General features: G+C 68.9%; 10 protein-coding genes. 6 read left to right on the top strand and 4 right to left on the bottom strand.

Annotated features, from left to right (window positions below; all coding sequences use genetic code 11):
* The first annotated feature begins 77 nt into the window (after window positions 1-77).
* The 6 genes from VFA06_RS05965 to VFA06_RS05940 all read left to right on the top strand — a co-directional run bounded on the left by VFA06_RS05965 (window position 78) and on the right by VFA06_RS05940 (window position 7572).
* The gene (locus tag VFA06_RS05965) at window positions 78-959 is read left to right on the top strand and encodes an NADH-quinone oxidoreductase subunit J (RefSeq protein WP_414639835.1); all 882 of its coding nucleotides are present in this window, start codon (window positions 78-80) and stop codon (window positions 957-959) included.
* Complete coding sequence (gene nuoK / locus VFA06_RS05960) at window positions 956-1255, top strand: NADH-quinone oxidoreductase subunit NuoK (protein WP_324839398.1); 300 nt, start codon at window positions 956-958, stop codon at window positions 1253-1255. Before VFA06_RS05965 ends, nuoK begins: the two co-directional genes overlap by 4 nt.
* Window positions 1256-1272: 17 nt before the next feature.
* Entirely contained in the window at window positions 1273-3210 is a 1938-nt protein-coding gene (gene nuoL, locus VFA06_RS05955) for an NADH-quinone oxidoreductase subunit L (protein ID WP_324839397.1), read from the top strand.
* A gap of 14 nt (window positions 3211-3224) precedes the next feature.
* The gene (locus VFA06_RS05950) at window positions 3225-4817 is read left to right on the top strand and encodes an NADH-quinone oxidoreductase subunit M (protein WP_324839395.1); all 1593 of its coding nucleotides are present in this window, start codon (window positions 3225-3227) and stop codon (window positions 4815-4817) included.
* Window positions 4817-6421 carry an NADH-quinone oxidoreductase subunit NuoN gene (gene nuoN / locus VFA06_RS05945; protein WP_324839394.1) on the top strand — a complete coding sequence of 535 codons (1605 nt, stop codon included), beginning with the start codon at window positions 4817-4819 and terminating at the stop codon, window positions 6419-6421. The genes VFA06_RS05950 and nuoN overlap by 1 nt, the downstream gene beginning before the upstream one ends.
* Before the next feature lie 143 nt (window positions 6422-6564).
* Window positions 6565-7572, top strand: a complete 1008-nt coding sequence (locus VFA06_RS05940) for a polyprenyl synthetase family protein (RefSeq protein WP_324839393.1) — start codon at window positions 6565-6567, stop codon at window positions 7570-7572.
* On the opposite strand, the gene rarD is transcribed toward VFA06_RS05940, so the two are convergent.
* From rarD to VFA06_RS05920, 4 genes are all read right to left on the bottom strand, one after another.
* On the bottom strand, window positions 7470-8480 hold the full coding sequence (gene rarD / locus VFA06_RS05935; RefSeq protein ID WP_324839392.1) for an EamA family transporter RarD: 1011 nt from the start codon (window positions 8478-8480) through the stop codon (window positions 7470-7472). The two genes, VFA06_RS05940 and rarD, sit on opposite strands and share 103 nt — an antisense overlap.
* Before the next feature lie 110 nt (window positions 8481-8590).
* A complete protein-coding gene (locus tag VFA06_RS05930; protein WP_324839391.1) occupies window positions 8591-11038 on the bottom strand; it encodes an amino acid permease in 2448 nt (815 codons plus the stop codon).
* Between the two features lie 267 nt (window positions 11039-11305).
* Window positions 11306-12352 carry a 2-oxoacid:ferredoxin oxidoreductase subunit beta gene (locus tag VFA06_RS05925; RefSeq protein ID WP_414639834.1) on the bottom strand — a complete coding sequence of 349 codons (1047 nt, stop codon included), beginning with the start codon at window positions 12350-12352 and terminating at the stop codon, window positions 11306-11308.
* A 7-nt stretch (window positions 12353-12359) separates the two neighbouring features.
* Window positions 12360-14291, bottom strand: a complete 1932-nt coding sequence (locus tag VFA06_RS05920; RefSeq protein ID WP_349260068.1) for a 2-oxoacid:acceptor oxidoreductase subunit alpha — start codon at window positions 14289-14291, stop codon at window positions 12360-12362.
* Between the last annotated feature and the right edge of the window lie 47 nt (window positions 14292-14338).

The following is a 14338-nucleotide window of genomic DNA, read 5'->3' as shown; positions in this document are numbered from 1 at the left end:
TACGTCCGCGGTCCCGAGCTGGACACCCGCTCGAAGGCGGTTTCCGAGGGAGCGAACCAGTGACGCACGAAGCAGTGCTGTTCGCCCAGGCCGCGAGCGACACGGTCAATCGGGTCGGCGCGGGCGAGACGATCATCTTCTGGATCCTCGGCCCGATCGCCCTGGCCGGTGCGCTGGGCATGCTGTTCTCCCGCAACGCGGTGCACTCCGCGCTGTGGCTGGTGCTGACCATGTTCAGCCTCGGCGTGTTCTACATCATCGAGCAGGGGCCGTTCCTGGGCTTCGTGCAGATCATCGTCTACACCGGCGCGATCATGATGCTGTTCCTGTTCGTGCTGATGCTGATCGGTATCGACGCGGCCGAGTCGCTGTCCGAGTCGATCCGCGGCCAGCGCTGGGCGGCGGTCCTGGTCGCGGTGTGCTTCGCCGCGATCCTGCTGGGCGTCTTCGCGCACGCCAAGCTCGGCCCGTTCGCCGGAATGGACCAGGCGAACGCGGCGGCCGGCGGCAACGTCCCCTCGCTGGCGCACCTGCTGTTCGCCCGCTACTTCTGGGCCTTCGAAGTCTCCTCGGCGGTGCTGATCACCTCCGCGATCGGCGCGATGGTCCTGGCGCACCGCGAGCGGGTCACCGCCCGCAAGACGCAGAAGGAGCTGGCGGCGGACCGGTTCAAGCGCTACGCGAAGGACCCGAGCGTCATCGTCACTCCGCTGCCGAACCCCGGCGTCTACGCGCAGCACAACGCGGTCGACACCCCGGCCCTGCTGCCCGACGGCAGCATCGCGCCGCTCAGCGTCAACCGCACGCTGCGCGCCCAGGGCGAGCTGCGTGACATCAAGCCGCTGCCGGTCCCGCAGCCGCGCGAGGGCACGAACGGCGGCGCCACGAACGTGGGCGGCGCGACCGGCGCCCATGCCGACGCGAACGGTTCCGGCCGGCACGAGGAGGTCGAGGCATGAACCCGGACAACTACCTGTACCTCTCGGCGATCCTGTTCAGCCTCGGCGCGCTCGGCGTGCTGATCCGGCGCAACGCGATCGTGGTGTTCATGTGCATCGAGCTGATGCTGAACGCCGCCAACCTGGCCTTCGTCACCTTCTCCCGGATGCACGGGCGGCTCGACGGCCAGATCATCGCGTTCTTCACCATGGTGGTCGCGGCCGCCGAGGTCGTGGTCGGCCTCGCGATCATCATCACCGTCTTCCGCACCCGCCGCTCGGCCTCGGTCGACGACGCCAACCTGCTCAAGTACTGAGAGAGGGACAGCCGACGATGCCACCCTCGACTTACGCCCCGGTCGCGGCGACCGGCGTCTTCACGCTCACCGCGTGGGTCGTCGCGCTGCCGATGATCGGGGCGGCGATCCTGCTGATCGGCGGGAAGCGCACGAACCGGTGGGGCCACCTGCTCGGCTGCCTGGCCGCGCTCGGCTCCTTCGCCCTCGGCGCGGTGCTGTTCTTCTCGCTGCTCGGCAAGCCCGGTGACGCGCGCTCGTACGACCAGCACGTGTACACCTGGGTTCCGGTGCCGGGCTTCTCCGCGGACGCGGGCTTCCACCTCGATCAGCTCTCGATGACCTTCGTGCTGCTGATCACCGGGGTCGGCTCGCTGATCCACATCTACTCGGTGGGCTACATGGCCCATGACGAGAACCGGCGCAAGTTCTTCGGCTACCTGAACCTGTTCCTGGCCGCGATGCTGGTGCTGGTCCTCGCGAACAACTACCTGCTGCTGTACGCGGGCTGGGAGGGCGTGGGCCTCGCCTCGTACCTGCTGATCGGGTTCTGGCAGCACAAGCCCTCGGCGGCGGTCGCGGCGAAGAAGGCGTTCATCGTCAACCGGGTCGGCGACATCGGCCTGTCCGTCGGCGTGATGCTGATGTACACCACGTTCGGCGGCTTCGCGTTCAGCGACGTGTTCAACAAGGCCTCCACCGTCGACCGCAACACGATCCTCGGCATCGGGCTGATGCTGCTGCTGGCCGCCTGCGGCAAGTCGGCGCAGTTCCCGCTGCAGTCCTGGCTGCTGGACGCGATGGAGGGCCCGACCCCGGTCAGCGCCCTGATTCACGCGGCCACCATGGTGACCGCGGGCGTCTACCTGATCGTCAGATCGCACGTCATCTTCGACATCTCGCCGAACGCGCGCCTGCTGGTGACCATCGTCGGCGCGATCACGCTGATGATGGGTGCGATCATCGGTTGCGCCAAGGACGACATCAAGAAGGCCCTGGCCGGTTCGACGATGTCGCAGATCGGCTACATGATCCTCGGTGCTGGCCTCGGCCCGATCGGCTACGTCTTCGCGATCATGCACCTGGTCCTGCACGGCTTCTTCAAGGCCGGGCTGTTCCTCGGTGCCGGATCGGTCATGCACGGCATGAACGACGACGTGGACATGCGCCACTACGGCGGCCTGTGGAAGTACATGAAGGTCACCTGCTTCACCTTCGCGCTCGGCTACCTGGCGATCATCGGCTGCCCGCCGTTCTCCGGATACTTCTCGAAGGACAAGATCATCGAGGCGGCGTTCGCGCAGGGCGGCACCTCCGGCTGGATCCTCGGCTGCACCGCACTGCTCGGCGCGCTGATCACCGCGTTCTACATGACCCGCGTGATGCTGATGACCTTCCTCGGCGAGAAGCGCTGGGTCGAGGACGAGCACGGGCACGAACCGCACCCGCACGAGTCGCCCAAGACGATGACCATCCCGATGATCCTGCTCGCCGTCGGCTCGGCGTTCGCGGGCGGCCTGTTCAGCATCGGCTCGGCCTTCACGAACTGGCTGGAGCCGGTCACCGGTCGCGCCGAGGGCCACTCGCCGATCAACACCTGGGCGCTGTCCGGGATCACCCTGGCGGTCGTGGTGCTCGGCGTCGGGTACGCCTGGCGGCTCTACGGCACCAAGGCCCGTCCGGTCCCGGCCATCGCCCCGGCCGGCTCGCCGCTCACCCGCGCGGCCCGTCGCGACCTTTACGGCGACGCGTTCAACGAGGCGGCCTTCATGCGCACCGGGCAGTGGCTGACCCGGCTGCTGGTCTACTTCGACCTGCGCGGCGTGGACGGCGTGGTCAACGGCGTGGCCGCGGGCCTCGGCGGCTCCTCTGGCCGGTTCCGCCGGCTGCAGAACGGCTTCGTCCGCTCTTACGCCCTGTCCATGTTCGGCGGCGCGGCCCTGTTCGTCGTGGCCCTGCTCCTGGTCAAAGCCTGAAAGGACGCGCGCGCATGTCTTCCTTCCCCTACCTGAGCACGACGATCGGGGTGCCGCTGGCCGGCGTCGCCGCGATCGCCGTGCTGCCGAAGGAGCGCGCGGCCCTGGCAAGGCCGATCGCGCTGCTCGCCTCGCTGATCAGTCTCGGCTTCGCGATCGCCTCGGCGGTCGCGTTCAAGACCGGCGGCCCGCGCTTCCAGCTCTCGGAGAAGTACGCCTGGATCCCCACCTTCCACATCGACTACGCGGTCGCGGTGGACGGGGTGGCCCTGGTGCTGATCCTGATGACCGCGGTGCTCGTGCCGGTGGTGATCCTTGCCTCCTGGCACGACACCGAGACGCCGCAGGACTCCCCGGCCGAGTCCAAGCGCTCGGTGCGCAGCTTCTTCGCGTTGCTGCTGGCCCTGGAGACGCTGATGCTCGGGGTCTTCGCGGCCACCGACATCTTCCTGTTCTACGTCATCTTCGAGGCGACGCTGATCCCGGCGTACTTCCTGATCGGCTCGTTCGGCGGGGCGCGCAGGTCGTACGCGGCGGTGAAGTTCCTGCTCTACAACCTGCTCGGCGGCCTGCTCATGCTGGCCGCGGTGATCGGTCTTTACGTGGTCGGGACGCGCTCGGCCGTCGGTGGCACGTTCAACTTCGAGACGCTCTCGAAGGCCGTGGCCAGTGGCAACCTGACCATGGCGAGCGGCACCGAGAAGTGGCTGTTCCTCGGCTTCTTCGTGGCCTTCGCGGTCAAGGCGCCGCTGTGGCCGTTCCACACCTGGCTGCCTGACGCCGCCTCAGAGGCGACCCCGGGCACCGCGGTGCTGCTGGTCGGCGTGCTGGACAAGATCGGCACCTTCGGGATGCTGCGGTTCTGCCTCGAGCTCTTCCCGCACGCCTCGCATTACTTCACTCCGCTGGTGCTGGTGCTCGCGGTGATCAGCACGATCTACGGCGCGCTGCTGGCGATCGGCCAGACCGACATGATGCGGCTGATCGCGTACACCTCGGTCTCGCACTTCGGCCTGATCACCATCGGCGTGTTCGCGCTGACCGCGCGCGGCGAGGTCGGCGCGACGCTGTACATGGTGAACCACGGCCTGTCCACCGGCGCGCTGTTCCTGCTCGCCGGGTTCATGGTCTCGCGGCGCCGGTCTGCCTCGATCGACGCCTACGGCGGAGTGCAGAAGGTGGCGCCGCTGCTCGCCGGCACCTTCCTGGTGACCGGCTTGTCCTCGCTGGCGCTGCCTGGCCTGTCCTCCTTCGTCTCGGAGTTCCTGGTCCTGGTCGGCACCTTCGAGAAGTACCCGGTCGCCGCGATCATCGCCACCACCTCGATCGTGCTGGCGGCGCTGTACATCCTGTGGCTGTATCAGCGCACGATGACCGGGCCGGTGGCCAAGCCGGTGGAGGGCTTCCGGGATCTGAACCCGCGTGAGCTGGCGGTGATCGGCCCGCTGCTGGCGCTGATCATCGCGCTCGGCTTCGTGCCCAGCATCCTGACGAATTACATCAACCCGGCGGTCAACCAGATTCCGGCGCAGGTGCAGATCACGAACCAGGCGCCGCACGGCGCCGGTCAAAACAGTGTCGCCCAAGCGAATGGGAGCGGGCAGTGATGTCGTCGTCCATCCTCGCCGCCGCCACGACCGCGTCCACCACCGCCCCGTTCACCGCTCCGCATGTGGAGTGGGGCAAGCTCTCGCCGATGCTCATCGTGCTCGGCGCGGCGACCGTGGGCGTGCTGGTGGAGGCGTTCGGGCCGCGCAAGGCCCGCTACCGGCTGCAGGTGGGGCTGACCCTGGTCGCCTTGGCCGCCGCGTTCGCCGCGGTGATCGCGCTGCACAACACGCCGGGCAGCATCGCGGCGGCGGGCGCGGTCGCGGTCGACAAGACCACGCTGTTCTTCCAGGGCACCATCCTGGTCATCGCGTTCATCGCGGTGCTGGTGATCGCCGAGCGGCGCACCGAGGGCGGCCAGGACGCGTTCGCGGCGCAGGGCGGTTCGGTGCCCGGCTCGCAGCAGGAGCGCGAGGCGGTGCGGGCCGGCTGGCTGACCACCGAGGTCTACCCGCTGGTGCTGTTCTCGATCGGCGGGATGCTGCTGTTCCCGGCAGCCAACGACCTACTGGCGATGTTCGTCGCGCTGGAAGTGCTCAGCCTGCCGCTGTACCTCGTCTGCGGGCTGGCGCGCCACCGCCGACTGCTCTCCCAGGAGGCGGCGCTTAAGTACTTCCTGCTCGGCGCGTTCTCTTCGGCGTTCTTCCTGTACGGCGCGGCGCTGCTGTACGGCTACGCGGGCTCGGTGCAGCTCTCGGACGGCGACCCGAAGAACCCGGGCATCGCGCAAGCCGTCGCGGCGCACGCGCACGGCCCGGCGCTGCTGTACACGGGTATCGCGCTGCTTGGCATGGGTCTGCTGTTCAAGGTCGGCGCGGCGCCGTTCCACATGTGGACCCCCGACGTCTATCAGGGCGCTCCGACCCCGATCACCGGCTTCATGGCGGCCGCGACGAAGATCGCCGCGTTCGGTGCGCTGGTGCGGGTGCTGGATGTCGGACTGGCCGGTTCGATCGACGTGTGGCGACCGGTCATCGAGATCGTGGCGATCCTGACCATGGTGGTCGGCGGCATCCTGGCGCTGACGCAGCGGGACATCAAGCGGCTGCTCGCGTACTCGGCGATCCTCAACGCCGGTTACCTCATCATGGCGCTGGTCTCGACCGGCCGCGACGCGCTGGCTTCGCTGCTGTTCTTCCTGCCGGTGTACGGCATCGCGCTGGTCGGCTCGTTCGCGGTGGTCACCCTCGTGCGTGACGCCGGCGGCGTCGAGGCCACGGACCTGTCCCGCTGGGCCGGCCTTGGCAAGAGCGCGCCGATCCCCGCGGCGCTGATGTCGGTGTTCCTGCTGGCCTTCGCGGGCATCCCGTTCACCAGCATCTTCGTGGGCAAGTTCGCGGTCTTCCAGGCTGCGCTGGCGTCCGGCGCGCCGCAGCTGGTGATCGTGGCGGTGCTGGCGAGCGCGGTAGCGGCGTTCTTCTACCTGCGCGTGGTCGTGGTGATGTTCTTCTCCGACCCGCTGCCGGACGGCCCTACCATCGCCAACCCGTCCGTGGCGGTCAAGACCGCGCTCGCGGTCGCGGCGCTGGCAACGGTCGCGATGGGCGTCGCGCCGGCGGTGCTGCTGCACCTGTCCAACGCCGCCGCGGTGCTCGCCCGATAACCGTTCGTCGTCACGGCGGCAGAGGATCCGATCCTCTGCCGCCGTTTCGCGTAACCCGGCCGGACCGGTGCACCGGTATCGGATCGGATGCATTAGCGTGGACCCGACGTGTGCAGACATCGTGAAAACGGAAGGCGAGAGTCGTGGGCGTGCAGGTGGCGACCGAGCCGTTCCGGCTCGCGGTGACCGACCCGGCGCTCGAACAGCGCATCCGCGACGGACTCGGCGCGGTCGAGGAGCTGCTGCGGGCCTCGGCGCGCAGCGATCACCCGTTCATCGCCGAGACCGCGAGCCACCTAGTCAACGCGGGCGGCAAGCGGTTCCGTCCGCTGCTGACCCTGCTCGCGGCCGAGTTCGGCGACCACACCGCGCCCGGCGTCGTCCCCGCGGCCGCCGTCGTCGAGCTGACTCACCTGGCCACGCTCTACCACGACGACGTGATGGACGAGGCCCCGCTGCGCCGCGGCGTGCCCACGGCCAATGCGCGCTGGGACAACTCGATCGCGATCCTCACCGGCGACTTCCTGTTCGCCCGCGCCTCGCAGATCCTGGCCGACCTCGGACCCGAGGCGGTGCGGCTTCAGGCGGAGACCTTCGAGCGCCTGGTGACCGGCCAGATCAACGAGTGCATCGGACCCAAGGACGGCCAGGCCGCGATCGACCACTATCTCAGTGTGCTGGTGGACAAGACCGGCTCGCTGATCGCCACCAGCGCCCGCTTCGGCGCGCTGCTTTCCGGCGCCCCGGCCCCGGTGGTCGAGACGCTCACCCGCTTCGGCGAGGTGTTCGGCGTCGCGTTCCAGCTCTCCGACGACGTGCTCGACATCGCCAGCGACTCGGACCAGTCCGGCAAGACCCCCGGCACCGACCTGCGCGAGGGCGTCCCGACCCTGCCGACGCTCTACGCCCTGGCGTCTACGGACACCGAGTCGGCCCGCCTGCGCGAGCTGCTGTCCGCGCCGATCACGGACGACGGCCTGGTACTCGAGGTCCTCGCCGCGCTGCGCGCCCACCCCTCGATCGACCAGGCGCGCGACACCGTGGCCCGCTACGCTGAGGAGGCCCGCGAACTGCTCGCCTCGCTGCCGGACAACTCGGCGAAGGACACGCTGCTCGCGCTCTGCGAGATCGTCAGCTCGCGCACGGTCTGAGGCTGAGCGATCCTGCGCCGGCGGACCTGGCCGAGCGAGTCGTACGTCAGCAGCACCAGCGCCAGCCAGACGATCGCGAAGCCGATCCACTCGGTGCCCGGTACCGCCTCGTGCACGATGAACACCCCGCAGGACAGCTGCAGGATCGGGGTGAGGAACTGCAGCAGCCCGATCGTGGAGAGCGGCAGCCGGTTCGCGGCGGCGGCGAAGCACATCAGCGGGATCACGGTCACCAGGCCGCAGCAGGCCAGCAGCACCGTCACCGTCCAGTGCGCGTGCCCGAAGGTCGCCGTGCCACGCGCCTGGAGGAAGACGAGGTAGCCGAGGGCCGGCAGGAACTGGAAACCGGTCTCCACCGCCATCGACTCGGCCGCCGGGACGCTCGCCAGCTTCTTGCACAGCCCGTAGCTGCCGAACGAGAACGCCAGGATGAGCGCGATCCACGGCACGTGGCCGTAGCCGACGACCAGCTCGACAATCGCGGCCGCGCCGACGCCGACCGCCGCCCACTGCAGCGGCCGCAGCCGCTCGCGCAGGATCAACACCCCGAACAGCACGGTGACCAGCGGGTTGATGAAGTACCCGAGTGAGGTCTCGACGACGTGGCCCTTGTTGACCGCCCAGATGTAGACGCCCCAGTTCACCGAGACCAGGATGGCGGCGCCGCACAGCAGAAAGACCTTGCCGCGGGTGTGGCGCAGCTGCCTGATCCAGGACCAGTTGCGCCGGACGCCGAGCAGCACCGCCATCACGACCAGCGACCAGGCCATCCGGTGTGCCAGGATCTCGGTCGCGCCGGCCGGCTTGAGCAGCGGCCAGTACAGCGGAAACAGGCCCCACATCCCGTACGCGGCCAGGCCGAAGAGCAGACCTTTGCGGGATTCCTGGCCGGCGGACGGAGTCGTCATAGTCACAAGGCTATCGTGACTGTTACCGCTTGTCTGGAAGCTTTCATACGTCGAGATGATGGCGCACCGAACGTGAGATGGCGTCGCGCCGCAGCCGTGCCGCGGGGCGGCTACTCCTCCTCGTCCGCCTCGCCGCCGTCGCGCGGCAGCAGCACGTAGGACGGGTTCGACATGGCCAGGTATCCCTCCATCTCGCCGACCATGCCCTCTACCCGCATCCGCGCGCCGGGTTCGATGCCCGGAATGCTGCGGCGGCCGAGGAACACCAGCGTGATGCCGCCGGTCTCGTCGTACAGCTCCGCTTCAAGCGCGGGGGAGCCGGAGACCGGACCCACGTACACCGAGCGCACGCGGCCCTCCAGCGTGGCCCGGTTGCGCCACCGCACCGACTTGATCGGGATCGGCGTGCCGGTCTCGGCGGCCTGCGGTGGGCACTCGGCGTCGAGCAGCAGCTTCTTGGTCGCCCGCGCCGGACGCGGCCGCGTCGAACCGAGTGCGCCGCCCGCGTCGCCGTTCGTCGCGCTGCCTGCGCCCGCGCTTCCGCGCCGGGCCTCCAGCTCCTCGATGGCCTCGGCCACGTCGAAGGGCACGATCATGGCCGCGACATGCGGCAGCTTGGACACCGCGCCCGCGATCGCGTCGGCGGTGCGGTCGTGCAGCAGCCGGCTGGTGGTGTGGAAGGAGCGGCGCGGCAGCAATATCGTCACCTCGGAGTCGAACTCCTCGGTGGTGCGCGCGGCCAGCTCCACCGACGCCCTGCGCAGCCGCCGGTCCGGAACCTCGATGATCTCCAGCGGGACGTCCGCGGCCACCGAGGAGTCCCAGGCCTTGCGCAGAATCTCGGCGTGCTTCGAGTCGATCATGAAGTGCACGGCGCGCAGCTCGACCGGGTGCAGCGAGCGGGCATACCGCAGCGCCTTGATCACCGCCAGGTCCACCGAGTCGACCAGCACCAGGACCGTGTTGCGCGTCAGCGTCGGCAGCGAGGCCGAAGCGGGGGCCTGGGCCAGTGCGGCGGCCTCGCGGCGGTAGCGCTCGTTCAGCTTGATCAGAGCGAACACGCCGATCGGGAAGATCACCACCACCATCCACGCGCCCTCGGTGAACTTGAAGATCGCGAAGATGAGCACGACCGCGAAGGAGGCGACCGCCGCGGCGCCGTTGATCAGCAGCTTGACACTGCGGTTCTTCTCCCGCCGGGTGTAGTGGTACTTGAACAGCCCGGACGCGGCCATCACGAAGCCGGTGAAAACGCCGATCGCGTACAGCGCCACGAGCTTGGTCAGGTTGCCCTGCATCCCGATTATCAGCGCCAGGGACAGCGCGGTGAGCACCAGAATGCCGTTGGAGTAGGCGAGTCGGTGGCCCCGGTGGGTGAACTGGCGGGGCAGGAACGAGTCGCCGGCCACGAACGAGGTCAGGAACGGGAAGCCGCTGAACGAGGTGTTGCCGCCGGTGTAGAGGATCAGCGCGGTGGCGATCTGCACCACGGTCAGCATCACGTCGCCGAACGCGCCGTGCCCCCAGATCAGGCTGGTCAGCTGGGCCAGCACGGTGGGGTTGCCGTTGGTGTACGGCATGCTCTGCGAACGCCAGGCCAGGATCGAGATGCCCAGCACCAGCGACCCCAGGATGGTCGCCATGATCGACATGGTGATCCGGGCGTTCTTGCCGGCGGGCTTGCGGAAGACCGAGACGCCGTTGGAGATGGCTTCGAGTCCGGTCAGCGAGGAGCCGCCGTTGGCGAAGCCGCGCAGCATCGCCGAGATCGCGGCGAAGCTGAACACCCACTGGGTCTGCGTACCGAGTTGGAGCACTCCGCCGAACCGCTGGTCGTGCAGGTTGTTCGCGTGGTGCAGGTTGCCGGTGGCCAACTCCACGAACCCGGCGAGCACGGTCAGGCCCACCAGTGCGATGTACACGTACGCCGGGGCCGCGAACGCGCGGCCGGCTTCACGCACGCCACGCAGATTGCCGTAGGCCAGCAGCAGCACCACGCCGATCGAAATGAAGATCTTCCAGCTGTTGATGTCGATGCCGTGGCTGATCGACAGGTACGAGGCGATGGCGTCGGTGCCGGCCGAGATCTGCACCGCCACCGTGACGATGTAGTCGATGAGCAGGGCGACGGCGGCGATCTGGGCGATCCGCGGGCCGAAGTTCTCGCGCGCGACGACGTAGGAGCCGCCCGCCTTGGTGTAGTGGGTGACGACGTCGCGGTAGCAGAGCGTCAGCAGCACCAGCATGCCGAGGATCACGCCGGTGATGGGCATGATCAACATGAAGCCGAGCACGCCGAAGTACGGGACGAGCTGGGTGAGCATCTGCTCGGAGCCGTAGGCCGAGGAGGAGATGCAGTCGATCGCCATGATGCCGAGGGCGACCGGGTTCGACAGCTTCTCCTTGTGCAGCTGGTCGTTGACCAGCGGCTTGCCGAGCATCTTGCGCTTGAACCGATAGCCGAGGCTCTCGGGGACCGTCACGGTGGCCGACAAGGCGGGCGGGGTCGCCGTGGGCGGGGCGGCGGCGGTCGCTCTGCCCGTGGTCGAGGTGCTCATCTCGCCTCTGCTGTCTTGTTCGTCGCGCCGGGCTCGGAAATCCCGCAGCACGTAGCTGTGTCAATCCAATTATGGGCACCCTGGTTACCGGCTCATTGCCGCTCGGCGCTTGAAACGCGCCAGAAGATATGAGGTCTACTCAGTAGCCGGGCGAGGCGAGATGTGTCAGGCGCCGCCGGTGGTGGTCGGCGGCGCCTGCGGTGTAGTTGGCTGTTGAGTTGTTCTTGAGTTGTCTGCCGGGACGCGGGCGCGCCGCCGGAGCCCGGCTCAACCCTGGCCGATGGTCCAGGTGTCGTTGCCGGTGAGCAGGGTGGTCAGGTCGCCCGGGCCGCGGGCGGTGGTGGCCTGGGTCAGTTGCGCGGCCAGTTGCTGGTCGTAGCTGGGGCGGGGGGTGTGGCGCAGGACCCCGATCACGGTGCCGTCCAACGTGGCCGGGTCGGCCAGGCGGCTGAGGGCGAAGGCGTGTTCGGGGCCTTCGGCGTGGGCGTCGTGCACGAGCGCGGGGCGCGGGTCGTCCTGCGGGGCCAGGGTGTAGCCGGCGTGCTCGGTGCGCACCGCCTTGCGCCCGTCGCCGGTGAGGATCGGCTGGCCGTGCTGCAGGCGGATCAGGTGGCTGTCGCGTGCGGCGGGGTCTTTGACCGGGTCGAAGGCGCCGTCGTTGAAGATGTTGCAGTTCTGGTAGATCTCGATCAGCGCGGTGCCCTCGTGCCGGGCGGCGGCCGCGAGGACCTCGGTGAGGTGTTTGCGGTCGGAGTCGATGGAGCGGGCCAGGAAGCTGGCCTCGGCGCCCAGGGCCAGGCTAAGGGGGTTGAAGGGGGTGTCCAGGGAGCCCAGCGGCGTGGACTTGGTGATCTTGCCTTGTTCCGAGGTGGGGGAGTACTGGCCCTTGGTCAGCCCGTAGATGCGGTTGTTGAACAGCAGGATCTTCAGGTTCACGTTGCGGCGCAGGGCGTGGATGAGGTGGTTGCCGCCGATGGACAGCGCGTCGCCGTCGCCGGTGACCACCCACACCGACAGGTCGGGGCGGGTGGCGGCCAGGCCGGTGGCGATGGCGGGGGCGCGTCCGTGGATGGAGTGCATCCCGTAGGTGTTCATGTAGTAGGGGAAGCGGCTGGAGCAGCCGATCCCGGAGACGAACACGATGTTCTCCCGCGCGATGCCCAGCGTGGGCATCAGGCCCTGGACCGCGGCCAGGATCGCGTAGTCCCCGCAGCCCGGGCACCAGCGCACCTCCTGATCCGTCTTGAAATCCTTCACCGTCAAGGGAAGGAGCGTCCTCGTGCCCTCAGCGACACCCGTTCCCTCAGACAACACCGTGGCGCTAGGCGACACTGACGATCCCCTCCTGGATGACGACCGCGAGCTGTTCGGCGGTGAACGGCAGGCCGCGCACCTGGGTGACCGGCTGCGCGTCGACGAGGTACTTGGCCCGGATCAGGCCGGCGAGCTGACCGAGGTTCATCTCGGGAACGAGTACGAGCTCGTAGTCCGCGAGCACGTCGCCGAGGTTGGCCGGGAACGGGTTCAGGTGCCGCAGGTGTGCCTGCGCGACCTGGCCGCCGTCGAGACGGACGCGGCGTACTGCGGCAGCGATCGGTCCGTAGGTCGAGCCCCAGCCGAGCACGAGCACCCGCGCGCCGCCGCTGGGGTCGTCGACCTCCAGCGGCGCGACGCTGTCCGCGATCCGATCCACCTTCGCCTGCCGGGTACGCACCATCAGATCGTGGTTGGACGGATCGTAGGAGATCTCCCCGGTCCCGTCCGCCTTCTCGATGCCGCCGATGCGATGCTCAAGACCCGGCGTACCCGGAATCGCCCACGGCCGCGCCAAGGTTTCCGGGTCGCGCAGGTACGGCCAGAACGCCGGCTTGCCGTCGGCGCCGGTGTGGTTGCGAGCGGTGGCGAACTCGACGTGCAGGTCGGGCAGGTTGTCGACGTCAGGGATGTGCCACGGCTCCGAACCGTTGGCCAGATAACCGTCCGAGAGCAGGAACACCGGCGTGCGGTACGTCAACGCGATCCGCACCGCTTCCAACGCCGCATCAAAGCAATCCGCCGGAGACCGGGGGGCGACAATGGGGACCGGGGCTTCACCGTTGCGGCCGTACATGGCCTGTAAGAGGTCTGATTGCTCGGTCTTCGTCGGCAGGCCGGTCGACGGACCGCCGCGCTGGATATCGCAGATCACCAGCGGCAATTCGAGTGAGACCGCCAAGCCGACGGTTTCCGACTTGAGCGCGACTCCGGGCCCTGACGTCGAGGTGACGCCCAGGGCGCCGCCGAACGAGGCGCCGAGCGCCGCGCCGATGGCGGCGATCTCGTCCTCGGCCTGGAAGGTGCGCACGCCGAATTTCTTGTGCTTCGACAGTTCGTGCAGGATGTCGGAGGCCGGGGTGATGGGGTAGGCGCCGAGGAACAGCGGCAGGCCGGAGCGCTGCGAAGCGGCGATCAGGCCGTAGGCCAGCGCCAGGTTGCCGGAGATGTTCCGGTAGGTGCCGGCCGGGAAGGCCGAGACCGCGGGGGCGACTTCGTAGGAGACCGCGAGCTGCTCGGTGGTCTCCCCGTAGTTCCAGCCGGCGCGGAAGACTGCGACGTTGGCCTGCGCGATCTCGGGGCGCTTGGCGAACTTGGCCTGGAGGAAGCGCTCGGTTCCCTCGGTCGGCCGGTGGTACATCCAGGACAGCAGCCCGAGCGCGAACATGTTGGCGCAGCGCTCGGCCTCCTTGCGCGTCAGGGGGCTGTCGGCCAGCGCGGTGACCGTCATCGAGGTGAGCGGGACGCGGTAGACGGTGTACGCCTCCAGCGAGCCGTCCTGCAGCGGGTCCGCCGCGTATCCGGCCCGATCGAGCGCCCGGGGCGTGAACTCGTCGGTGTTCACCAGGATCTGCGCGCCACGCGGCAGATCCCTGATATTGGCGCGCAGCGCCGCCGGGTTCATCGCCACCAGCACGTCCGGGGCGTCGCCGGGGGTGAGGATGTCGTGGTCGGCGAAGTGCAGCTGGAAGCTGGAGACCCCGGGCAGCGTCCCGGCGGGGGCGCGGATCTCGGCCGGGAAGTTCGGCAGCGTGGACAGGTCGTTGCCGAAGGACGCGGTGCGGGAGGTGAACTGGTCGCCGGTCAGCTGCATTCCGTCGCCGGAGTCCCCGGCGAAGCGGATCACCACCCGGTCCAGCCTGAGCACCGGCTTTCCGGAGGCGGATCCTGGGACGGCGCCGCTGAGGGAGCCGTCCGGCGGTGCGCTCGCCGCGGTGATAGTCACGGTCGCAGACCTCGCTCCTGTCGATGATTGCGATCAGCGAA

The organism is Actinocrinis sp. (assembly GCF_035653575.1).
Lineage (GTDB): Bacteria > Actinomycetota > Actinomycetes > Streptomycetales > Catenulisporaceae > Actinocrinis.
The sequence above is the reverse complement of the archived record's forward strand: the minus strand, read 5'-3'. Positions and strand labels throughout refer to the sequence as shown.